We start from the raw sequence: 22,829 nt of genomic DNA, 5'->3' as shown, positions 1-22,829 counted from the left end.
CGTAGCGCGGTGGTCCCACCTGACCCCATGCCGAACTCAGAAGTGAAACGCCGTAGCGCCGATGGTAGTGTGGGGTCTCCCCATGCGAGAGTAGGGAACTGCCAGGCATCAAATTAAGCAGAAGGCCATCCGTCAGGATGGCCTTTTTGCATTGGCGCAGAAAAAAATGCCGGATGCGACGCTGGCGCGTCTTATCCAGCCTACTCTTGCTTATCCGTTCTGCTTTTGCATCCACTCCACCACAAAATCAGCCAGCCCCTCAACATCATTAATATCCAGTAATGCGACATCAAGATTAAGCGGCACATCACTGGCTACAGCAATAACATGCCTGTCTATCACTAATTCTTCAGGTCGATGTCCGGCTCCATCGCGAAACAGCACAATCTTTGCGATCTCTTCATGCTTAAACCCTTCGACCAGAATCAAATCCAGCTTTGAGGTATCCATTCGACTTGCGAGAAACTGTAGATCCAGCTCTTCTTCGTCTGGTGTTTCCGTCATCAAGGCCCATCGTTGCTGGCTGGCAACGATGGTTTGTGCCGCGCCAGCCTTGCGCAGCTCATAGCTATCTTTGCCTGGCTTATCAACATCCATATCATGGTGCGTATGCTTAATCAGCCCTGGACGGATCCCTCTGGCGCATAATGCCGGGATCAGTTGTTTCAAAAGCGTAGTTTTTCCGGTACCACTCCACGCGGCAAAGGCGAGTAACGGTATCATCGTTTTTCCTGCCATCGGGCAAGCTCCTCTGGCGTATTCACGTTAATAAATGCATCTTTATTATCGCTGAAATCAACCGCATGACCGCCAGCCAGACGCATAAATGCCATTACCCGGCGTTCTCCTGCTTGCAGATATTCCAGTAATAAAGGCTCAATTGCGCGGTTTACCAGAGCAATAGTCGGGTGATCGCGTTCACCGTCGTGGACCCACACGACAGGCGCATCTTTGCGCTGATGATTAAGCCGGGCTGCTAAATCCTCGGGAATATAAGGAGTATCGCACGGACAAAACAAAAACCACTCGCCTGCTTCCTGCTGCATTACTGAAAGCATTCCTGCCAGAGGGCCTGGGTAATCCGCCAGTGAATCTTCAATCACTTTCAGACCGCTTGCCTGATAGATTTCCTGATGGCGATTGGCATTAACCACGACGTGAGAGAGCTGCGTCATAAGCGCGTCAGCGACATGTTGCCATAATGGTTTGCCGTTTAATTCAAGCAATCCTTTATCTACGCCGCCCATTCGTCTGGCTTTACCGCCTGCCAGCACAACGCCTGTTATCGTCGTCATCAGATTCACCGATATCGCCTCTTTTATTGTGGGATTGACCCTGCTAACGTGTCTGTCTCAAGAGTAAGGAGCATTACTATGAAATGTAAACGTCTGAATGAAGTTATTGAACTCCTCCAGCCAGCCTGGCAAAAAGAGCCAGACCTTAACCTGTTGCAATTTTTGCAGAAACTGGCGAAAGAGTCAGGTTTTGACGGCGAACTGGCGGATTTGACGGATGACATTCTGATCTATCACCTGAAAATGCGTGATTCCGCGAAAGATGCGGTGATCCCGGGTTTGCAGAAAGATTATGAAGAAGACTTCAAAACGGCGCTGTTACGCGCTCGTGGCGTAATTAAAGAGTAAAAGCTTGTAAGCGGTGCCACCAAAATCATCGTGAAATGATATCCTTCATCATTCGTAATGTTTTCCGGATGATGGGATGAACAACAGCGCTTTTACTTTCCAGACACTACACCCGGATACCATCATGGATGCTCTATTTGAGCAAGGGATCCGGGTGGATTCCGGTCTTACCCCGCTTAACAGCTATGAAAACCGTGTCTATCAATTTCAGGACGAAGATCGTCGACGTTTTGTCGTCAAATTTTATCGCCCTGAACGTTGGACAGCCGATCAAATCCTCGAAGAACATCAATTTGCGTTGCAGTTGGTAAATGATGAAGTTCCGGTCGCAGCACCTGTGGCCTTTAACGGTCAGACTTTATTGAATCATCAGGGATTTTATTTCGCTGTTTTTCCAAGCGTCGGTGGTCGCCAGTTCGAAGCTGATAATATCGATCAGATGGAAGCGGTTGGGCGTTATTTAGGGCGTATGCACCAGACGGGGCGCAAACAGCTTTTTATCCATCGCCCGACCATCGGTTTGAACGAATATCTCATTGAGCCACGCAAGCTGTTTGAGGACGCTACACTGATACCTTCCGGGTTGAAAGCGGCATTCCTGAAAGCGACAGATGAGCTGATTGCCGCCGTTACAGCACACTGGCGGGAAGATTTCACCGTTCTGCGGCTACATGGAGACTGCCACGCCGGGAATATTCTCTGGCGCGATGGTCCAATGTTTGTTGATCTGGATGATGCACGTAATGGTCCAGCCGTTCAGGATTTGTGGATGTTGCTCAATGGCGATAAAGCCGAGCAGCGGATGCAACTGGAAACTATTATTGAAGCTTATGAAGAATTTAGCGAGTTCGACACCGCTGAAATCGGACTGATTGAACCTTTACGCGCCATGCGTTTGGTTTATTATCTTGCCTGGCTAATGCGGCGTTGGGCTGATCCCGCGTTCCCGAAAAATTTCCCGTGGTTAACCGGGGAAGATTACTGGCTGCGACAGACGGCGACTTTTATAGAACAGGCAAAAGTTCTACAAGAACCCCCTTTGCAATTAACACCTATGTATTAATCGGAGAGAGTAGATCATGAAAAAGATTTGGCTGGCGCTGGCTGGTTTAGTTTTAGCGTTTAGCGCATCGGCGGCGCAGTATGAAGATGGTAAACAGTACACTACCCTGGAAAAACCGGTAGCTGGCGCGCCGCAAGTGCTGGAGTTTTTCTCTTTCTTCTGCCCGCACTGCTATCAGTTTGAAGAAGTTCTGCATATTTCTGATAATGTGAAGAAAAAACTGCCGGAAGGCGTGAAGATGACTAAATACCACGTCAACTTCATGGGTGGTGACCTGGGCAAAGATCTGACTCAGGCATGGGCTGTGGCGATGGCGCTGGGCGTGGAAGACAAAGTGACTGTTCCGCTGTTTGAAGGCGTACAGAAAACCCAGACCATTCGTTCTGCTTCTGATATCCGCGATGTATTTATCAACGCAGGTATTAAAGGTGAAGAGTACGACGCGGCGTGGAACAGCTTCGTGGTGAAATCTCTGGTCGCTCAGCAGGAAAAAGCTGCAGCTGACGTGCAATTGCGTGGCGTTCCGGCGATGTTTGTTAACGGTAAATATCAGCTGAATCCGCAGGGTATGGATACCAGCAATATGGATGTTTTTGTTCAGCAGTATGCTGATACAGTGAAATATCTGTCCGAGAAAAAATAATTCAATGTAAATTACATAAAGCCCGTGAATATTCACGGGCTTTTTTTATTATTTAATAAATATAAATACATTCTGATAATGCATCCTGCCGCTGGACATTATTTCAGCATAAGTGGATATTCAAAGTTTTGCTGTTTTATCAGGGAATATTTATATGATACGTAAGTCAGCTACAGGTGTTATTGTTGCGTTAGCCGTAATCTGGGGTGGTGGCACATGGTACACAGGTACGCAAATTCAGCCTGGTGTCGAAAAATTTATTAAAGATTTTAACGATGCTAAAAAGAAAGGTGAACATGCCTACGATATGACGTTAAGTTATCAAAATTTTGACAAAGGCTTTTTTAATTCCCGTTTTCAAATGCAAATGACATTCGATAACGGTGCACCCGATCTCAATATCAAGCCAGGCCAGAAAGTTGTATTTGATGTGGATGTTGAGCACGGTCCGTTGCCCATCACAATGTTAATGCATGGTAATGTCATCCCAGCACTGGCAGCGGCAAAAGTGAACTTAGTGAATAATGAACTGACACAACCGCTATTTATCGCCGCGAAAAATAAATCGCCCGTGGAAGCGACATTGCGATTCGCGTTTGGTGGCTCATTCTCTACGACATTAGATGTTGCCCCTGCAGAGTATGGAAAGTTTTCTTTTGGTGAGGGCCAGTTTACTTTTAATGGTGATGGTAGTTCATTGTCTAACCTGGATATTGAAGGCAAAGTCGAAGATATTGTTCTGCAATTATCACCAATGAACAAAGTAACGGCAAAAAGTTTTACCATTGATTCTCTGGCGCGATTAGAAGAAAAGAAATTTCCGGTTGGTGAAAGCGAGTCGAAATTTAATCAGATTAACATTATCAATCACGGGGAAGACGTTGCCCAAATCGATGCTTTCGTTGCAAAAACCATGCTGGATCGCGTTAAAGACAAAGATTATATCAATGTCAATCTCACCTACGAACTTGATAAGTTAACAAAAGGGAATCAGCAACTCGGTAGTGGTGAGTGGTCATTGATTGCTGAATCTATTGATCCCTCAGCGGTGCGCCAATTTATCATCCAGTATAACATTGCAATGCAGAAGCAGCTTGCTGCACACCCTGAGTTAGCAAACGATGAAGTTGCTCTGCAAGAAGTGAATGCTGCATTGTTCAAAGAGTATTTACCGTTATTACAAAAAAGTGAGCCGACCATTAAACAACCGGTAAAATGGAAGAACGCACTCGGCGAACTAAATGCCAATCTGGATATCAGTATTGCCGACCCAGCCAAATCTTCATCATCCACAAACAAAGATATTAAATCGCTCAATTTTGATGTGAAGTTACCGCTTAATGTCGCCACAGAAACCGCAAAACAGCTTAATTTATCTGAAGGAATGGATGCGGAAAAAGCGCAAAAGCGGGCTGATAAACAAATCAGCGGGATGATGACCTTAGGTCAGATGTTTCAGTTAATCACGATTGACAACAATACCGCCTCGCTGCAACTGCGTTATACACCGGGTAAAGTTGTTTTTAACGGACAGGAGATGAGCGAAGAAGAATTTATGTCTCGTGCCGGACGTTTTGTTCATTAAAATACTCACTCGCCTCTGCTCATTCAGAGGCGAGCAAAATTTACTTGTCCTGCCGCTGTGATGACATCAACGACGTCAGAAGCCGGTCTTTTTCCTGCCACAATGAGTTCAGCCATTGCTGAAAATGGCGCTTAAAGCTTTTGTCATTGATGTAGTCGCCATGTAACTCATCGGCAATAGGCTGTAAATCCACATGTACGACAATCCGCGTCAGTTTACCGCTTAACATATCGAAGAACGGCTGACGGTTATTGTCCGGATAACACAGCGTAACATTAAGCAGTTTATCGAATTGTTTACCCAGTACATTTAGCGCCATCGCAATGCCTGCCGCCTTTGGTGGCAACAAGTTTTGAAAAGTGGAGTGGGTTTGCTGATGTTTTTCTTGCGTGAAACGGGAGCCTTCAACGAAATTGACAATGGTGGTGGGATGCAGGCGAAACTTTTCACAAGAACGCCGAGTGGTTTCAACATCTTTACCACGTCGCTCTGGATGACGTAATAAATAAGCGCGGGAATAACGCTTCATAAACGGCATATCCAGCGCCCAGCACGCCAGGCCAAGAAATGGCACCCAGGCCAGCTGTTGCTTGAGGAAATATTTATTCATCGGAATGTGCTTACGAAACAGCACGCACAGTACGACAATATCTGCCCAACTACGGTGGTTACAAATAAGCAGATACCAGTTCTTCTTACTTAACCCTTCCAGCCCGTGAACTTCCCATTGCAGGTGTGGGTTCAGATGCAGTAATACCGCCAGACCTTCACACCAGCAATACATCATAAAATCACAAAAACGCGAAACCTTTCGCCAAATGACTGGCACAGGTAGCAATAGTTTTACAATCCCGGCAATGATGATCGGGACGGAACAAAAAATAGTGACCAAAATGGTCAATACGATACTCAGCAAAAGGGTTATCGCAGCGAGTATTCTCGTCATAATGAATTTATTCAAAAGGTTAGCCATAGACAGTGCGCTAAAGAAGCGCAAGGCGCAGATTTTAGCAGAAAACGACCCAAATAACGGATGATCCTTAAGGAGAAAAATAATTCATATCTATCCACATTAGAAAAAATCCCATTATCTCAATTATTAGGGATGGCTTTATTTTTAACTGCATGAAAAACAAAGACAAACATCATGCTGTAAAAAGCATGATAATAAATTAAAAGCGATGTAAATAATTTATGCACAAAGTTATCCACATGACGATTTGCGAGCGATCCAGAAGATCTACAAAAGATTTTCACGAAAAGCGGTGAAAAACTCATGTTTTCATCCTGTCTGTGGCATCCTTTACCCATAATCTGATAAACAGGCACGGACATTATGGTTCAGATCCCCCAAAATCCACTTATCCTTGTAGATGGTTCATCTTATCTTTATCGCGCATATCACGCGTTTCCCCCGCTGACTAACAGCGCAGGCGAGCCGACCGGTGCGATGTATGGTGTCCTCAACATGCTGCGCAGTCTGATCATGCAATATAAACCGACGCATGCAGCGGTGGTCTTTGACGCCAAGGGAAAAACCTTTCGTGATGAACTGTTTGAACATTACAAATCACATCGCCCGCCAATGCCGGACGATCTGCGAGCACAAATCGAACCCCTGCACGCGATGGTTAAAGCGATGGGACTGCCGCTGCTGGCGGTTTCTGGCGTAGAAGCGGACGACGTTATCGGTACTCTGGCGCGCGAAGCCGAAAAAGCCGGGCGTCCGGTGCTGATCAGCACTGGCGATAAAGATATGGCGCAGCTGGTGACGCCAAATATTACGCTTATCAACACCATGACGAATACCATCCTCGGACCGGAAGAGGTGGTGAATAAGTACGGCGTGCCGCCAGAACTGATCATCGATTTCCTGGCGCTGATGGGTGACTCCTCCGATAACATTCCTGGCGTACCGGGCGTCGGTGAAAAAACCGCGCAGGCATTGCTGCAAGGTCTTGGCGGGCTGGATACGCTGTATGCCGAGCCAGAAAAAATTGCTGGGTTGAGCTTCCGTGGCGCGAAAACAATGGCAGCGAAGCTCGAGCAAAACAAAGAAGTTGCTTATCTCTCATACCAGCTGGCGACGATTAAAACCGACGTTGAACTGGAGCTGACCTGTGAACAACTGGAAGTGCAGCAACCGGCAGCGGAAGAGTTGTTGGGGCTGTTCAAAAAGTATGAGTTCAAACGCTGGACTGCTGATGTCGAAGCGGGCAAATGGTTACAGGCCAAAGGGGCAAAACCAGCCGCGAAGCCGCAGGAAACCAGTGTTGCAGACGAAGCGCCAGAAGTGACGGCAACGGTGATTTCTTATGACAACTACGTCACCATCCTTGATGAAGAAACACTGAAAGCGTGGATTGCGAAGCTGGAAAAAGCGCCGGTATTTGCATTTGATACCGAAACCGACAGCCTTGATAACATCTCTGCTAACCTGGTCGGGCTTTCTTTTGCTATCGAGCCAGGCGTAGCGGCATATATTCCGGTTGCTCATGATTATCTTGATGCGCCCGATCAAATCTCTCGCGAGCGTGCACTCGAGTTGCTAAAACCGCTGCTGGAAGATGAAAAGGCGCTGAAGGTCGGGCAAAACCTGAAATACGATCGCGGTATTCTGGCGAATTACGGCATTGAGCTGCGTGGGATTGCGTTTGATACCATGCTGGAGTCCTACATTCTCAATAGCGTTGCCGGGCGTCACGATATGGACAGCCTCGCGGAACGTTGGTTGAAGCACAAAACCATCACTTTTGAAGAGATTGCGGGTAAAGGCAAAAATCAACTGACCTTTAACCAGATTGCCCTCGAAGAGGCCGGACGTTACGCCGCCGAAGATGCTGATGTCACCTTGCAGTTGCATCTGAAAATGTGGCCGGACCTGCAAAAACACAAAGGGCCGTTGAACGTCTTCGAGAATATCGAAATGCCGCTGGTGCCGGTGCTTTCACGCATTGAACGTAACGGTGTGAAGATCGATCCGAAAGTGCTGCACAATCATTCTGAAGAGCTCACCTTGCGTCTGGCTGAGCTGGAAAAGAAAGCGCATGAAATTGCAGGTGAAGAATTTAACCTTTCTTCCACCAAGCAGTTGCAAACCATTCTGTTTGAAAAACAGGGTATTAAACCGCTGAAGAAAACGCCGGGTGGCGCGCCGTCAACGTCGGAAGAGGTACTGGAAGAACTGGCGCTGGACTATCCGTTGCCAAAAGTGATTCTGGAGTATCGTGGTCTGGCGAAGCTGAAATCGACCTACACCGACAAGCTGCCGCTGATGATCAACCCGAAAACCGGGCGTGTGCATACCTCTTATCACCAGGCAGTAACTGCAACGGGACGTTTATCGTCAACCGATCCTAACCTGCAAAACATTCCGGTGCGTAACGAAGAAGGTCGTCGTATCCGCCAGGCGTTTATTGCGCCAGAGGATTATGTGATTGTCTCAGCGGACTACTCGCAGATTGAACTGCGCATTATGGCGCATCTCTCGCGTGACAAAGGCTTGCTGACCGCATTCGCGGAAGGAAAAGATATCCACCGGGCAACGGCGGCAGAAGTGTTTGGTTTGCCACTGGAAACCGTCACCAGCGAGCAACGCCGTAGCGCGAAAGCGATCAACTTTGGTCTGATTTATGGCATGAGTGCTTTCGGTCTGGCGCGGCAATTGAACATTCCACGTAAAGAAGCGCAGAAGTACATGGACCTTTACTTCGAACGCTACCCTGGCGTGCTGGAGTATATGGAACGCACCCGTGCTCAGGCGAAAGAGCAGGGCTACGTTGAAACGCTGGACGGACGCCGTCTGTATCTGCCGGATATCAAATCCAGCAATGGTGCTCGTCGTGCAGCGGCTGAACGTGCAGCCATTAACGCGCCAATGCAGGGAACCGCCGCCGACATTATCAAACGGGCGATGATTGCCGTTGATGCGTGGTTACAGGCTGAGCAACCGCGTGTACGTATGATCATGCAGGTACACGATGAACTGGTATTTGAAGTTCATAAAGATGATGTTGATGCCGTCGCGAAGCAGATTCATCAACTGATGGAAAACTGTACCCGTCTGGATGTGCCGTTGCTGGTGGAAGTGGGGAGTGGCGAAAACTGGGATCAGGCGCACTAAGATTCGCCTGAACATGCCCTTTTTTCGTAAGTAAGCAACATAAGCTGTCACGTTTTGTGATGGCTATTAGAAATTCCTATGCAACAACTGAAAAAAAATTACAAAAAGTGCTTTCTGAACTGAACAAAAAAGAGTAAAGTTAGTCGCGTAGGGTACAGAGGTAAGATGTTCTATCTTTCAGACCTTTTACTTCACGTAATCGGATTTGGCTGAATATTTTAGCCGCCCCAGTCAGTAATGACTGGGGCGTTTTTTATTGGGCGAAAGAAAAGATCCGTAATGCCTGATGCGCTATGTTTATCAGGCCAACGGTAGAATTGTAATCTATTGAATTTACGGGCCGGATACGCCACATCCGGCACAAGCATTAAGGCAAGAAAATTATTCGCCGTCCTGCGTTTCTTCTACAGGCTGCATCTCGCTAAACCAGGTATCCAGTTTCTGCCGCAGCTTGTCCACGCCTTGTTTCTTCAACGAAGAAAACGTTTCAACCTGCACATCACCGTTAAACGCCAGTACAGCTTCACGCACCATATTCAATTGCGCTTTACGTGCGCCGCTTGCCAGTTTGTCCGCTTTGGTCAGCAGCACCAGAACGGCGATATTGCTGTCTACCGCCCACTCAATCATCTGCTGATCCAAATCTTTCAGCGGATGGCGAATATCCATTAGCACCACCAGACCTTGCAGGCTCTGACGTTTTTCGAGGTATTCGCCGAGCGCACGCTGCCATTTGCGCTTCATCTCTTCCGGGACTTCCGCATAACCGTACCCAGGCAAGTCAACCAGACGCTTGCCGTCAGCCACTTCAAACAGGTTGATAAGCTGGGTGCGCCCTGGGGTTTTTGAGGTACGAGCCAGGCTTTTCTGGTTAGTCAGCGTGTTCAGCGCGCTGGATTTACCTGCGTTGGAACGGCCTGCAAAAGCCACTTCAATTCCGGTATCGGAAGGTAGGTGGCGAATATCAGGCGCACTCATCACAAAATGCGTCTGTTGATAATTCAAATTAGTCAAAGCGGTCGTCTCCGTCAGTCAAAGCTTTGTGGCGATTATACCTGAACCATAATAAAAGGCGGATTTTTCGGCGTGAGCGTTGTAAGTAAAAGCCATACGCTTTGTGAGACATTGCCGATAGTCTTTATGCGAAATAGCAGAGAAAATTCTGCGATGCATGTCAAATAAGCTATATAAATCAGTGAATTGCTTTTATATAAAACTCTGAAAATGTGCAAATACTGATGGCGGTTGATTGTTTGTTTAAAGCAAAGGCGTAAAGTAGCACCCATAGAGCGAGGACGCTAACAGGAACAATGACTCAGGATGAGGGTCAGGAGCGCCAGGAGGCGAAGACAGAGGATTGTCAGGAAGACAAACGTCCGGAGACGTAATTAAACGGAAATGGAATCAACACGGATTGTTCCGGCTAAAGGAAAAACAGGGTGTGTTGGCGGCCTGCAAGGATTGTAAGACCCGTTAAGGGTTATGAGTCAGGAAAAAAGGCGACAGAGTAATCTGTCGCCTTTTTTCTTTGCTTGCTTTCTGTTAGATTCCGCCGCAAATCTATACTGAATAAAACGGCTAAAAGACGAACCATTATGAAACCATCATCTTCAAACTCACGCAGCAAAGGTCATGCAAAAGCGCGTCGAAAAACACGCGAGGAGCTGGATCAGGAAGCTCGTGATCGCAAGCGTCAGAAAAAACGTCGTGGTCATGCGCCGGGCAGCCGCGCAGCGGGCGGAAACACCACGTCAGGCAGCAAAGGCCAGAACGCACCAAAAGATCCACGTATTGGCAGTAAAACCCCTATTCCATTGGGCGTGACTGAAAAAGTCACCAAACAGCACAAACCGAAGAGTGAGAAACCTATGCTTTCACCGCAGGCGGAGTTGGAATTACTGGAAACGGATGAGCGTCTGGATGCGCTGCTGGAACGTCTGGAAGCAGGCGAAACCCTGAGTGCCGAAGAGCAATCCTGGGTGGATGCTAAACTGGATCGTATTGATGAGTTGATGCAGAAACTCGGCCTCTCTTATGACGATGACGAAGAAGAGGAAGAAGACGAGAAGCAAGAAGACATGATGCGTCTGCTGCGGGGCAACTAACGGATTGCCGCCGTGGGCCTTCCCGTTCTGCTGATAACCCTTCCGGTTATATGTTATCTGGTGTGGTTATTCGTTAAACTACAGCGGTTGTCGCGGCGACAAAAGTGGCTGCGCAACCGGCTGATGACCCGAAACGGGCATCCGCCGGTACGCCGTAGCCGCCAGAGACGCCATCGGAAGGAGTGAGCATGTCTGTACAGCAAATCGACTGGGATCTGGCCCTGATCCAGAAATATAACTATTCCGGGCCACGATACACCTCGTACCCGACCGCGCTGGAGTTTTCAGAAGACTTCGGCGAACAGGCGTTTTTACAAGCCGTGGCGCGCTATCCTGAGCGTCCATTATCTCTCTACGTACATATCCCGTTCTGCCATAAGCTTTGTTACTTCTGCGGTTGCAATAAGATTGTTACTCGCCAGCAGCACAAGGCCGATCAGTATCTGGACGCGCTGGAGCAAGAAATCGTCCATCGTGCACCGCTGTTCGCCGGGCGTCACGTCAGCCAATTGCACTGGGGCGGCGGAACGCCGACGTATCTGAATAAAGCGCAAATCAGCCGCCTGATGAAGCTGCTGCGCGAAAACTTCCAGTTCAATGCCGATGCGGAGATTTCGATCGAAGTCGATCCGCGGGAAATCGAACTGGATGTACTCGATCATTTACGCGCCGAAGGCTTTAATCGCCTGAGCATGGGCGTGCAGGACTTCAACAAAGAAGTGCAACGTCTGGTTAACCGCGAGCAGGATGAAGAGTTCATCTTTGCACTGCTTAACCATGCGCGTGAGATTGGTTTTACCTCCACCAACATCGACCTGATTTACGGCCTGCCGAAACAGACGCCGGAGAGTTTCGCCTTTACCCTGAAACGTGTGGCGGAGCTGAACCCCGATCGTCTGAGTGTCTTTAACTACGCGCATCTGCCGACCATTTTTGCTGCTCAGCGCAAAATCAAAGATGCTGACCTGCCGAGTCCGCAGCAAAAACTCGATATCCTGCAGGAAACCATCGCCTTCCTGACGCAATCGGGCTATCAGTTTATCGGTATGGATCACTTTGCCCGTCCGGATGACGAGCTGGCGGTGGCCCAGCGTGAAGGCGTGCTGCATCGTAACTTCCAGGGCTACACCACTCAGGGCGATACCGATCTGCTGGGGATGGGCGTTTCCGCCATCAGCATGATTGGCGACTGCTACGCGCAGAACCAGAAAGAGTTGAAGCAGTACTATCAGCAAGTGGATGAACAAGGCAATGCGCTGTGGCGTGGTATTGCGCTAACGCGTGATGACTGTATTCGCCGCGATGTGATTAAGTCGCTCATCTGCAACTTCCGTCTGGATTACGCTCCTATTGAGAAACAGTGGGATTTGCACTTCGCTGATTACTTTGCGGAAGATCTCAAGCTGCTCGCCCCGTTAGCAAAAGATGGGCTGGTGGATGTGGATGAGAAGGGAATACAGGTGACGGCGAAAGGTCGCTTGCTGATCCGCAACATTTGCATGTGCTTTGATACCTATCTGCGCCAGAAAGCGCGGATGCAGCAGTTCTCACGGGTGATTTAAATAGTGAATGGCGCTTCGTTTACAAAGTAGAAAACGAAAGCGCCATCAATGTGCTGAGAACAAGATTGCCTGATGCGCTACGCTTATCAGGCCTACAAAACCTGTTGAAAATATTGCTTTTGTAGGCCGGATAAGGCGTTCACGCCGCATCCGGCATGAACAAAGAGCACTTCATCAGCAATCTGAAACTCAACTAAACAGCCCAATCATTGCGGCACACAGCACGGCAGCAACGGCAGTTTGCGGTGTGTGGCTGTCAACTGCGCCACTCGATACCAGATTAATTATTGATTCCAGCATAATGACTCTCCCCGTTTTCCGGGCAAGATCATACTGAACTTATCGGAACAGTAAAGCGTAAAATACCAGCAATTTGCGCTCAATAATCAATCTTTACACACAAGCTGTGAATCACTCCATCCCCAGCTCTTTTAACTTACGCGTCAGGGTGTTGCGGCCCCAGCCGAGTAGCCGCGCCGCTTCCTGTTTATGCCCCTGCGTATGTCGCAACGCGGTCGTCAGTAACGTCCGCTCCAGCTCTGGCTGCGCTTCGGAAAGCAGATTTTGATGACCGGAACGCAGCGCTCTGTCTGCCCACTGCGCAAGAAGCGTCGCCCAGCTGTCCGGTTGCATTTGCGAAGTACTCTCCGCAACCGTTGATTCAAACAGTTCGCCGGGCAAATCCTGAATCAACACTTCCTGCCCGGCGGCCATCACCGTTAGCCAGCGGCAGGTGTTTTCCAGCTGGCGCACGTTGCCTGGCCACGCCAGACGCGTCAGAGCAGCTTCGGTTTCCGGATGCAGTAACTTCGCTTCTACGCCCAGTTCGCGCGCGGCAACCTGTAAAAAATGGCGCGCCAGACGGGGAATATCTTCCCGACGTTCGCGCAGCGGCGGCAGATGAACGCGGATAACGTTCAGGCGGTGGAACAGATCCTCACGGAACTTACCTTCCTGCACTCGCTGTTCGAGATTCTGGTGAGTGGCAGCGATAATCCGCACATCCACTTTCACCGGCGCATAGCCGCCAACGCGGTAAAACTGACCGTCTGCCAGCACGCGCAGCAAACGCGTCTGCACATCCAGCGGCATATCACCAATTTCGTCGAGGAATAATGTACCGCCATCGGCCTGTTCAAAACGCCCCTGACGAATGGTATTCGCGCCAGTAAACGCGCCTTTCTCGTGGCCAAACAGTTCTGATTCGATCAAATCTTTTGGGATAGCTGCCATATTCAGCGCGATAAACGGCGCTTTGGCGCGCGGACTGTGGCGATGCAGGGCATGAGCGACCAGTTCTTTACCGGTGCCGGATTCGCCGTTAATCAGCACGCTAATAGAAGAACGCGAAAGCCGACCGATAATACGGAACACGTCCTGCATGGCTGGCGCTTCGCCGATGATATCGGTCGTTGGGCCGTTAAGCTGAACATTACGCGGCTGCTGCTGTTCCTGGTAATGACTGATAGCGCGCTCAACCAGCGCCACTGCTTCGTCGATATCAAACGGTTTGGGCAGATAATCAAACGCCCCTTGTTGATAGGCGCTGACGGCAGCATCCAGATCGGAATGTGCGGTCATAATGATGACCGGAAGCATTGGATGGCGCTGTTTAATCTGCTTGAGCAGCGCCAGCCCGTCCATTCCCGGCATACGGATATCTGAAAGCAGCACATCCGGCGTTTTGCTCGCCAGCGCCTCCAGCACTTCTGCGCCGTTCTCAAACGTCGTACAGGTTAAACCTGCCCCAGCGAGCGCACGTTCAAGCACCCAACGGATGGAACTATCGTCATCGACTACCCAGACTATCCCTCGTTGCATAAACGTCACCTTTATTTCCTGATAGGCAGGTAAACCGAGAACTCGGTATGCCCTGGCCAACTGGTAAATTCAATTTTGCCTGAATGCTGATCAATCAAATTACGAGCGATGGATAAGCCAAGCCCGGTGCCACCTTCGCGGCCGCTGACCATCGGGTAAAACAGCGTATCCTGCAAATGAGGCGGAATGCCCGGCCCGTTATCTTCCACATCAATCCGCGCCGCCAGCCGGTAGCGCTCGCCGTGTAAGGTCAGTTGAAACGCGGTGCGGGTACGCAGAATGATTTCACCGCCTTCCGGCCCCAGCGCCTGTAGCGCATTGCGCACAATATTCAGCAAGACCTGTTCAATTTGATCCGGGTCGTGCGCCAGTTCCGGCAGGCTGGGATCGTAATCACGAATCAACCGCACGTTGTCCGGCAGTTCCATCGACACCAGCGTTACCACGCGTTCAGCCACTTTGTGAATACTTTCGGTAACGCGCGTACCGGGCAGCTGCGGCCCCAACAGACGGTCGACCAGATTTCGCAGCCGGTCCGCCTGTTCGATAATCACTTTGGTATATTCGAGTAGTGATGGGTCAGGTAACGCTTTGCTGAGCAGCTGCGCCGCGCCACGTAAACCGCCAAGCGGATTTTTAATCTCATGTGCCAGGCCGCGCACTAAATCACGGGCAGCAACCTGCTGGGCGTGCTGTAGCTGTTCCTGACTTAAGCGGCGCTGGTTATCCATCGGAGCCATCTCCAGCAGGATCATGCCGTCCGGCATACGCTGGGCCGTCACAGAAAGGATATGCGAGCGCCCGTCGATGACCAGCGTCACTTCGTTATCGGTAAAACCTTGCCCCGCCTCCAGACTTTCTTGCATCAGCTCGATATTTAATGAGAAGTAGCTCAACAGTTCCGGTAACGGTGTACCAAACAATTTGCGGGAGCTTTGGGCGAGCAGTTGTTGCGCGGCAGGGTTGGCGTAATGGATCGCCAGGTTGTCATCGATTAACAAAATACTGTTAATCAGCGAGTTGAGGATCTGCCCAGCATCGGGCTGCGTGCCTGTTGCCATAAAGCAGTCTCCTGAACAGGTTGCACCATTTTAGTGCATTATAGCTTTTTACGGATAAAAAGCGCGAAGCATCAGAGAATTGACGGAGAAAAAAGCCCATGCAGAGATGGGCTGAAATTTCCACGGCAACTAAAAACCAGTCCCATCAGGCTATTTTATTTGCCATTTTGAACCTGGGCAGTGCTCGAACTCCTCACGTACCAGTGTACGCTCCGGGTTCTGCGCGCTGTCCGTGTTCAAACTGGCTGCAACAATTACGCCAGATGGGCCTGGTTTGAACCTCCGGCGTTGTTGCGCCGGGTAGTACAACTTCAACTATTAGACGCTGTAGTACAGCTCAAACTCTACCGGATGCGGAGTCATACGCACGCGGTCATCTTCTTCGCGACGCAGAGCGATGTACGCATCAATTGCTTCGTCAGTGAACACGCCACCGGCTTTCAGGAACTCGCGGTCCAGATCCAGTTCGTTCAGTGCTTCTTCCAGAGAGCCTGCAACCTGTGGGATCTCTTTCGCTTCTTCTGGCGGCAGGTCATACAGGTTTTTGTCCATGGCTTCGCCCGGATGGATCTTGTTCTTGATACCATCAAGACCGGCCATCAGCAGGGCAGCAAAGCACAGGTACGGGTTAGCTGCCGGATCCGGGAAACGTACTTCGATACGACGTGCTTTCGGAGAAGAAACCACCGGAATACGGATAGACGCAGAACGGTTACGCGCAGAGTAAGCCAGCATTACCGGTGCTTCATAGCCCGGGACCAGACGCTTATAAGAGTTGGTGGTCGGGTTTGCCAGGGCGTTAATCGCTTTAGCGTGTTTGATTACGCCGCCAATGTAGTACAGCGCCTGCTCAGACAGACCTGCGTATTTGTCGCCTGCGAACAGGTTAACGCCGTTTTTAGACAGAGACATGTGGCAGTGCATACCGGAGCCGTTATCACCGAACATCGGTTTTGGCATAAAGGTCGCGGTTTTACCGAAGCGGTGCGCTACGTTGTGCACAACATATTTGTAGATCTGAATTTCGTCAGCTTTTTTGGTCATGGTATTGAAGCGGGTAGCCACTTCGTTCTGACCAGCAGTCGCTACTTCGTGGTGATGGGCTTCAACCACCAGACCCATCTGTTCCATCACCAGACACATTTCAGAACGAATATCCTGAGCCGAGTCTACCGGTGGAACCGGGAAGTAACCGCCTTTCACTGCCGGACGGTGACCTTTGTTACCACCTTCGTATTGGGTGGAGGAGTTCCATGCGCCTTCGATATCGTCGATAGCAACGTGGGAACCGGAGATAGATGATCCGAAACGGATGTCATCGAACAGGAAGAATTCAGGTTCTGGCCCGAACAGTACGGTGTCGGCAATGCCAGTGGAACGCAGGTAATCTTCGGCGCGCTTCGCAATGGAGCGCGGGTCACGGTCATAGCCTTGCAGGGTGCCAGGTTCAAGGATGTCGCAACGGATAATCAGGGTGGAGTCGGCGAAGAACGGGTCAATCACTGCGGTGGATGCGTCTGGCATCAGCACCATGTCGGACTCGTTAATGCCTTTCCAGCCGCCAATCGAGGAGCCGTCAAACATTTTGCCTTCTTCGAAGAATTCAGCATTCACCTGATGAGCAGGGATAGTGACGTGCTGTTCTTTACCTTTAGTATCGGTGAAGCGCAAATCAACAAACTTCACTTCGTGCTCGTTCAGCATCGTCAGTACGTGTTCAGCGGACATACTTTAACTCTCCTGGATTGGTCATGGTCGTCGTGGTAACGAAATCTGCAATTATTTTGGCCGTGTCGCCGTAAAAAAGATAAAGCGAAATCTGTGCCAACTTTTAAATTGCCCCTAAAAGGCGTTATCATGCGCACCATCGTGCAAAAGGGCTGCACCACGATGTGAATGTTGCACCAATATAGTGCTTCAATGGAAACATTAAGCACCATGTTGGTGCAATGACCTTTGGATAACCCTTTTTATGCTCCGTGAAAGCGATCACAAAGGGACTCTGCAATACTTGTTTGCGGAGGATGTTTGTGATCCTGTTTTGTAGTGCGATTAATCCGTGTACAATAACGCGCTATTTCTAATGCCTGAGGCAAAGTTGTGATCGAAAAATTGCGTAATATCGCCATCATCGCGCACGTAGACCATGGTAAAACCACCCTGGTAGACAAGCTGCTCCAACAATCCGGTACGTTCGACTCTCGTGCCGAAACCCAAGAGCGCGTGATGGACTCCAACGATTTGGAGAAAGAGCGTGGGATTACCATCCTCGCGAAAAACACCGCTATCAAATGGAATGATTACCGTATCAACATCGTTGATACCCCGGGGCACGCCGACTTCGGTGGTGAAGTTGAACGTGTAATGTCCATGGTAGACTCAGTGCTGCTGGTGGTTGACGCATTTGACGGCCCGATGCCGCAAACGCGCTTCGTAACCAAAAAAGCGTTTGCTTACGGCCTGAAGCCGATTGTTGTTATCAACAAAGTTGACCGCCCTGGCGCGCGTCCTGATTGGGTTGTGGATCAGGTATTCGATCTGTTCGTTAACCTCGACGCGACCGACGAGCAGCTGGACTTCCCGATCGTTTACGCTTCTGCGCTGAACGGTATCGCGGGTCTGGACCACGAAGATATGGCGGAAGACATGACCCCGCTGTACCAGGCGATTGTTGACCACGTTCCTGCGCCGGACGTTGACCTTGACGGTCCGTTCCAGATGCAGATTTCTCAGCTCGATTACAACAGCTATGTTGGCGTTATCGGCATTGGCCGCATCAAGCGCGGTAAAGTGAAGCCGAACCAGCAGGTCACTATCATCGATAGCGAAGGCAAAACCCGCAACGCGAAAGTCGGTAAAGTGCTGGGCCACCTCGGTCTGGAACGTATCGAAACCGACCTGGCGGAAGCTGGCGATATCGTTGCGATCACGGGCCTTGGCGAACTGAACATTTCTGACACCGTTTGCGACACGCAAAACGTTGAAGCGCTGCCGGCACTCTCCGTTGATGAGCCGACCGTTTCTATGTTCTTCTGCGTTAACACCTCGCCGTTCTGCGGTAAAGAAGGTAAGTTCGTAACGTCTCGTCAGATCCTGGATCGTCTGAACAAAGAACTGGTACACAACGTTGCGCTGCGCGTAGAAGAAACCGAAGACGCTGATGCGTTCCGCGTTTCTGGTCGTGGCGAACTACACCTGTCTGTTCTGATCGAAAACATGCGTCGTGAAGGTTTCGAACTGGCGGTATCCCGTCCGAAAGTTATCTTCCGTGAAATCGACGGTCGTAAACAAGAGCCATATGAAAACGTGACTCTGGACGTTGAAGAACAGCATCAGGGTTCTGTAATGCAGGCGCTGGGCGAACGTAAAGGCGACCTGAAAAACATGAATCCAGACGGTAAAGGCCGCGTACGTCTCGACTACGTGATCCCAAGCCGTGGTCTGATTGGCTTCCGTTCTGAGTTCATGACCATGACTTCCGGTACTGGTCTGCTGTACTCCACCTTCAGCCACTACGACGACGTACGTCCGGGTGAAGTGGGTCAGCGTCAGAACGGCGTACTGATCTCTAACGGTCAGGGTAAAGCGGTCGCGTTCGCGCTGTTCGGTCTGCAGGATCGCGGTAAGCTGTTCCTCGGTCACGGTGCAGAAGTTTACGAAGGTCAGATTATCGGTATTCATAGCCGCTCTAACGACCTGACTGTAAACTGCCTGACCGGTAAGAAACTGACCAACATGCGTGCTTCCGGTACTGACGAAGCCGTTGTTCTGGTTCCGCCTATCCGCATGACTCTGGAACAAGCTCTGGAGTTCATCGATGATGACGAACTGGTAGAAGTGACTCCGACCTCTATCCGTATTCGTAAACGTCACCTGACGGAAAACGATCGTCGCCGCGCCAACCGCGCACCGAAAGACGATTAATTTCGTTTTTTAGTTATAAAAAACCTGCCATCGCTGGCAGGTTTTTTTTTACCTGTCGTGAGCGCACACCAATGCGAGTATCTCCCTTATAAGTCTGGGATTACGTCAATAGAGAGCTTTGTCACAATTATCTGCAAAGTCATACGCCGTTAATTGCTTTCTTTTTTGGCGTAAGCGTAAGATGCCTCATCTGGTTTAAACCAAAAGGATTAAACAATGACGGGAAATCAATCCACCGTAGAAAATGCAAAAGAGAAACTGGATCGGTGGTTAAAAGATGGCATCACTACGCCGGGTGGAAAACTCCCTTCAGAAAGAGAGCTGGGAGAGCTGCTGGGCATTAAACGTATGACGCTGCGCCAGGCGTTGCTGAACCTCGAAGCAGAATCCAAAATCTTCCGTAAGGATCGTAAAGGGTGGTTCGTGACTCAGCCGCGATTTAATTACAGCCCGGAGCTGTCGGCGAGCTTTCAGCGGGCCGCAATTGAGCAAGGGCGGGAACCTTCCTGGGGGTTTACCGAGAAAAGCCGTACCAGCGATATTCCCGAGACGCTCGCGCCACTGATTGCAGTGACGCCATCAACTGAACTCTATCGCATCACCGGCTGGGGGGCGCTGGAAGGACATAAAGTTTTCTATCACGAAACATATATTAATCCTGAAGTTGCTCCGGGTTTTATTGAACAACTTGAAAACCACTCATTTTCTTCAGTCTGGGAAAAGTGCTACCAAAAAGAGACGGTAGTAAAAAAATTGATTTTCAAACCCGTCAGAATGCCGGGCGATATCAGCAAGTATCTTGGCGGTTCTGCGGGTATGCCAGCGATCTTAATTGAAAAGCATCGCGCCGACCAGCAAGGCAATATTGTCCAGATAGATATTGAATATTGGCGATTTGAGGCCGTAGACCTCATCATTAATCTGTAGGTGTTTTATGGTGACAATAAATAACGCAAGAAAGATTCTACAACGTGTCGACACTCTTCCTCTTTATTTACATGCTTATGCCTTTCATTTAAATATGCGGCTGGAAAGAGTGTTGCCTGCTGATTTACTTGATATCGCAAGTGAAAATAATCTACGTGGCGTCAAAATCCATGTTCTGGATGGCGAGCGTTTTTCTCTTGGTAATATGGACGATAAAGAACTCTCTGCCTTTGGAGATAAAGCCCGCCGTCTGAACCTTGATATTCATATTGAAACCAGCGCCTCAGATAAGGCATCTATTGACGAAGCCGTCGCCATTGCGTTGAAAACTGGGGCATCGTCCGTACGTTTTTATCCACGTTATGAAGGTAATTTGCGCGACGTATTATCGATCATCGCTAACGACATTGCCTATGTACGGGAAACGTATCAGGACAGCGGCCTGACTTTTACGATCGAACAGCATGAAGATTTAAAAAGCCATGAGCTGGTGTCGCTGGTCAAAGAAAGTGAGATGGAATCTCTTTCCTTACTGTTTGATTTTGCGAACATGATCAATGCAAATGAGCATCCCATCGACGCTTTAAAAACGATGGCGCCGCATATTACCCAGGTCCATATCAAAGATGCCTTGATCGTTAAAGAACCGGGTGGCCTGGGTCATAAAGCCTGTATTTCAGGTCAGGGTGATATGCCGTTCAAAGCGTTATTAACGCACCTTATATGCCTGGGTGATGATGAGCCGCAGGTGACGGCATATGGCCTGGAAGAAGAGGTTGATTACTATGCGCCGGCGTTCCGCTTTGAAGACGAAGATGATAATCCGTGGATCCCTTATCGCCAGATGAGTGAAACACCATTGCCAGAAAATCATTTACTGGATGCGCGGTTACGTAAAGAAAAAGAAGATGCAATTAATCAGATAAATCATGTGCGTAACGTACTACAACAAATCAAACAAGAGGCAAACCATCTTCTGAACCACTAATAAGTTTTAACTCATACGCAGTTAATAAAACCATTCCATATGAATGGTCGGTATCTTATTGCCTTTAAAACAGTGATTTTAAAAATCGCTTAGGGGATGTTATGCTCACGAAAAAGAAATGGGCGTTATTTAGTCTATTAACATTGTGTGGCGGTACAATTTATAAATTACCGTCGCTGAAAGATGCGTTTTATATCCCGATGCAGGAATATTTCCATTTGACCAATGGTCAAATTGGTAATGCTATGTCGGTAAACTCATTTGTCACGACAGTGGGTTTTTTTCTGTCTATTTATTTTGCCGATAAACTACCACGCAGATACACCATGTCATTCTCACTCATTGCGACAGGATTACTGGGTGTTTATTTGACGACAATGCCGGGGTATTGGGGCATCCTCTTTGTCTGGGCGCTATTTGGCGTTACTTGCGACATGATGAACTGGCCGGTCTTGCTCAAGTCGGTAAGTCGATTGGGCAATAGCGAACAACAAGGTCGGTTGTTTGGCTTCTTCGAAACAGGGCGTGGCATTGTCGATACCGTGGTGGCATTTTCTGCGTTGGCAGTATTTACCTGGTTTGGCAGTGGCTTATTGGGTTTTAAAGCAGGCATCTGGTTCTATTCCCTTATTGTGATTGCCGTAGGCATTATCATTTTCTTTGTTCTGAATGACAAAGAAGAGGCACCGTCCGTCGAGGTGAAAAAAGAAGACGGAGCATCGAAAAACACCAGTATGACCTCGGTGCTGAAAGACAAAACTATCTGGCTTATCGCTTTTAACGTCTTCTTCGTTTACGCGGTTTACTGTGGCCTGACATTCTTCATTCCATTCCTGAAAAACATCTATCTATTGCCCGTTGCGCTGGTGGGGGCTTACGGCATCATTAACCAATACTGTCTGAAAATGATTGGTGGACCGATTGGTGGCATGATTTCAGATAAGATCCTGAAATCGCCGAGTAAATATCTATGCTACACCTTTATCATCAGTACCGCTGCGCTCGTACTGTTGATTATGCTGCCGCACGAAAGTATGCCGGTCTATTTAGGGATGGCATGTACGCTGGGCTTTGGCGCGATAGTCTTTACACAGCGAGCCGTATTTTTTGCACCTATCGGCGAAGCAAAAATTGCTGAAAATAAAACAGGCGCGGCGATGGCGTTGGGTAGCTTTATTGGTTACGCTCCGGCGATGTTCTGCTTCAGTCTGTATGGCTACATTCTGGATTTAAATCCGGGGATTATTGGCTACAAAATCGTGTTTGGCATTATGGCCTGCTTCGCATTCTGTGGTGCGGTGGTTTCCGTAATGCTGGTTAAGCGAATTAGCCAACGTAAGAAAGAGATGCTGGCGGCTGAAGCTTGATTAATGGCCGGATGTGC

The 22,829-nt window shown here is 49.2% G+C and carries 19 protein-coding genes, 1 rRNA gene and 1 pseudogene; 13 read left to right on the top strand and 8 right to left on the bottom strand.

The genetic code is table 11. The features are described 5' to 3' along the window. A 5S ribosomal RNA gene (gene rrf, locus ACJHXA_RS18070) occupies positions 1-107 on the top strand; the annotation flags it as partial. Between the two features lie 103 nt (positions 108-210). Here rrf and mobB read toward each other — a convergent pair. Both mobB and mobA read right to left on the bottom strand, forming a co-directional pair. Then, entirely contained in the window at positions 211-738 is a 528-nt protein-coding gene (gene mobB, locus ACJHXA_RS18065) for a molybdopterin-guanine dinucleotide biosynthesis protein MobB (RefSeq protein ID WP_000907641.1), read from the bottom strand. Continuing rightward, positions 720-1,304, bottom strand: a complete 585-nt coding sequence (mobA, locus tag ACJHXA_RS18060; RefSeq protein WP_001052174.1) for a molybdenum cofactor guanylyltransferase MobA — start codon at positions 1,302-1,304, stop codon at positions 720-722. The genes mobB and mobA overlap by 19 nt, the downstream gene beginning before the upstream one ends. Before the next feature lie 69 nt (positions 1,305-1,373). On the opposite strand from mobA, the gene ACJHXA_RS18055 reads away from it, so the two are divergent. The 4 genes from ACJHXA_RS18055 (at position 1,374) to ACJHXA_RS18040 (ending at position 4,934) form a co-directional block, all read left to right on the top strand. Next, positions 1,374-1,643, top strand: a complete 270-nt coding sequence (locus ACJHXA_RS18055; protein WP_001295263.1) for a YihD family protein — start codon at positions 1,374-1,376, stop codon at positions 1,641-1,643. Between the two features lie 76 nt (positions 1,644-1,719). Next, positions 1,720-2,706, top strand: coding sequence for a stress response kinase SrkA (gene srkA, locus ACJHXA_RS18050; RefSeq protein ID WP_001065519.1), 987 nt, complete (start codon positions 1,720-1,722; stop codon positions 2,704-2,706). Positions 2,707-2,722: 16 nt separating this feature from the next. After that, positions 2,723-3,349: a thiol:disulfide interchange protein DsbA gene (gene dsbA / locus ACJHXA_RS18045; RefSeq protein WP_000725337.1), complete on the top strand. Its 627-nt coding sequence runs from the start codon at positions 2,723-2,725 to the stop codon at positions 3,347-3,349. A 154-nt stretch (positions 3,350-3,503) separates the two neighbouring features. Further along, positions 3,504-4,934 (top strand): YdgA family protein, encoded by a 1,431-nt coding sequence (locus ACJHXA_RS18040; RefSeq protein WP_001338628.1) that lies wholly within the window; start codon positions 3,504-3,506, stop codon positions 4,932-4,934. Between the two features lie 40 nt (positions 4,935-4,974). Here ACJHXA_RS18040 and ACJHXA_RS18035 read toward each other — a convergent pair whose 3' ends face one another. Further along, a complete protein-coding gene (locus ACJHXA_RS18035) occupies positions 4,975-5,907 on the bottom strand; it encodes an acyltransferase (protein WP_001303740.1) in 933 nt (310 codons plus the stop codon). 363 nt (positions 5,908-6,270) lie between these two features. Between ACJHXA_RS18035 and polA the strand changes: the two genes are divergently transcribed. Continuing rightward, entirely contained in the window at positions 6,271-9,057 is a 2,787-nt protein-coding gene (gene polA / locus ACJHXA_RS18030) for a DNA polymerase I (RefSeq protein ID WP_000250006.1), read from the top strand. A gap of 381 nt (positions 9,058-9,438) precedes the next feature. Here the strand turns inward: polA and yihA are convergent, their stop codons facing one another. Next, the gene (yihA, locus tag ACJHXA_RS18025; RefSeq protein ID WP_000183349.1) at positions 9,439-10,071 is read right to left on the bottom strand and encodes a ribosome biogenesis GTP-binding protein YihA/YsxC; all 633 of its coding nucleotides are present in this window, start codon (positions 10,069-10,071) and stop codon (positions 9,439-9,441) included. Positions 10,072-10,367: 296 nt separating this feature from the next. On the opposite strand from yihA, the pseudogene ACJHXA_RS18020 reads away from it, so the two are divergent. The 3 genes and pseudogenes from ACJHXA_RS18020 to hemN all read left to right on the top strand — a co-directional run bounded on the left by ACJHXA_RS18020 (position 10,368) and on the right by hemN (position 12,724). After that, positions 10,368-10,534, top strand: a pseudogene (locus ACJHXA_RS18020) (hypothetical protein). A gap of 118 nt (positions 10,535-10,652) precedes the next feature. Then, the gene (gene yihI / locus ACJHXA_RS18015) at positions 10,653-11,162 is read left to right on the top strand and encodes a Der GTPase-activating protein YihI (RefSeq protein ID WP_001295266.1); all 510 of its coding nucleotides are present in this window, start codon (positions 10,653-10,655) and stop codon (positions 11,160-11,162) included. A gap of 188 nt (positions 11,163-11,350) precedes the next feature. Next, positions 11,351-12,724, top strand: a complete 1,374-nt coding sequence (gene hemN / locus ACJHXA_RS18010; RefSeq protein ID WP_000116090.1) for an oxygen-independent coproporphyrinogen III oxidase — start codon at positions 11,351-11,353, stop codon at positions 12,722-12,724. 189 nt (positions 12,725-12,913) lie between these two features. On the opposite strand, the gene ACJHXA_RS18005 is transcribed toward hemN, so the two are convergent. The 4 genes from ACJHXA_RS18005 to glnA form a co-directional block, all read right to left on the bottom strand. After that, positions 12,914-13,024 carry a YshB family small membrane protein gene (locus ACJHXA_RS18005; RefSeq protein WP_000893994.1) on the bottom strand — a complete coding sequence of 37 codons (111 nt, stop codon included), beginning with the start codon at positions 13,022-13,024 and terminating at the stop codon, positions 12,914-12,916. A gap of 111 nt (positions 13,025-13,135) precedes the next feature. Continuing rightward, positions 13,136-14,545 carry a nitrogen regulation protein NR(I) gene (gene glnG / locus ACJHXA_RS18000; RefSeq protein ID WP_001188777.1) on the bottom strand — a complete coding sequence of 470 codons (1,410 nt, stop codon included), beginning with the start codon at positions 14,543-14,545 and terminating at the stop codon, positions 13,136-13,138. Positions 14,546-14,556: 11 nt separating this feature from the next. Further along, positions 14,557-15,606: a nitrogen regulation protein NR(II) gene (gene glnL, locus ACJHXA_RS17995; protein WP_000190577.1), complete on the bottom strand. Its 1,050-nt coding sequence runs from the start codon at positions 15,604-15,606 to the stop codon at positions 14,557-14,559. A gap of 318 nt (positions 15,607-15,924) precedes the next feature. Continuing rightward, entirely contained in the window at positions 15,925-17,334 is a 1,410-nt protein-coding gene (gene glnA, locus ACJHXA_RS17990; protein ID WP_001271717.1) for a glutamate--ammonia ligase, read from the bottom strand. 372 nt (positions 17,335-17,706) lie between these two features. Between glnA and typA the strand changes: the two genes are divergently transcribed. The 4 genes from typA to ACJHXA_RS17970 all read left to right on the top strand — a co-directional run bounded on the left by typA (position 17,707) and on the right by ACJHXA_RS17970 (position 22,812). Further along, entirely contained in the window at positions 17,707-19,530 is a 1,824-nt protein-coding gene (gene typA / locus ACJHXA_RS17985) for a ribosome-dependent GTPase TypA (RefSeq protein ID WP_000570668.1), read from the top strand. A 216-nt stretch (positions 19,531-19,746) separates the two neighbouring features. Then, on the top strand, positions 19,747-20,457 hold the full coding sequence (locus tag ACJHXA_RS17980; RefSeq protein ID WP_000147430.1) for a GntR family transcriptional regulator: 711 nt from the start codon (positions 19,747-19,749) through the stop codon (positions 20,455-20,457). 7 nt (positions 20,458-20,464) lie between these two features. Then, positions 20,465-21,445, top strand: a complete 981-nt coding sequence (locus tag ACJHXA_RS17975; RefSeq protein ID WP_000256396.1) for a sugar phosphate isomerase/epimerase family protein — start codon at positions 20,465-20,467, stop codon at positions 21,443-21,445. Positions 21,446-21,546: 101 nt separating this feature from the next. After that, positions 21,547-22,812: an MFS transporter gene (locus ACJHXA_RS17970; RefSeq protein WP_000956312.1), complete on the top strand. Its 1,266-nt coding sequence runs from the start codon at positions 21,547-21,549 to the stop codon at positions 22,810-22,812. Positions 22,813-22,829 lie beyond the last annotated feature (17 nt).

Source organism: Escherichia sp. WS33, from assembly GCF_046486385.1.
Classification (GTDB): domain Bacteria; phylum Pseudomonadota; class Gammaproteobacteria; order Enterobacterales; family Enterobacteriaceae; genus ECMA0423.
This window is presented reverse-complemented; position numbering and strand designations above follow the sequence as displayed.